Origin of the sequence: Rhodococcus sp. ENV425, assembly GCF_002887785.1 — a bacterium.
Lineage (GTDB): Bacteria > Actinomycetota > Actinomycetes > Mycobacteriales > Mycobacteriaceae > Rhodococcus > Rhodococcus aetherivorans.
In genome coordinates this window covers 1-564 of the sequence record NZ_PCZU01000114.1, presented here as the reverse complement: position 1 = coordinate 564, position 564 = coordinate 1, and the positions used below count along the sequence as shown (strand labels likewise).

Below are 564 nucleotides of genomic sequence, written 5' to 3'. Positions count from 1 at the left end.
GGCAGCTGCCCGCCGCGGCGGTCGAGGACGCGGCCGCCGTGCACGACGCGATCGCGGTGCGGGTGCGCACCGAGCACGAGTGGGCCACGAGCGCGCAGGGCCGGGGCGCGGCGGCGGGCCCGCTGGTACGGATCCTCGCCCGGTCCGACAGTGCCGGCGAGACCCGGCCGGGCGGCGATCCGGCGCGGCCACTGACCGGGATCCGGGTGCTGGATCTGACCCGGGTGATCGCCGGCCCCGTCGCCGCCCGGGCGCTGGCCCTGCTGGGGGCGGACGTGCTGCGGGTGGATCCGCCCGCGCTGCCCGAGATCGCCTGGCAGCACGCCGAGAACGGGCAGGGCAAGCGCACCGCGCTGCTGGACCTGCGCACCGCCCGCGGCCGGGAGACGTGCCGCCGCCTGCTCGCCGACGCCGACGTGCTGCTCACCGGCTACCGGCCCGGGGCGCTCGACGCGCTGATCGGCGCACCCGTGCACCAGGCCCGGCCGGGTGTGGTGCACGGCCGGGTGTGCGCGTGGGGATGGTCCGGGCCGTGGGCGCCCCGTCGCGGCTTCGACTCGATCG

1 protein-coding gene is annotated in these 564 nt (G+C 79.3%); it reads left to right on the top strand.

The genetic code is table 11. From position 1 onward, the window contains the following. The coding region (locus tag CQZ88_RS08795) for a CoA transferase (RefSeq protein WP_180986981.1) at positions 1-564 on the top strand (564 nt) is incomplete at both ends.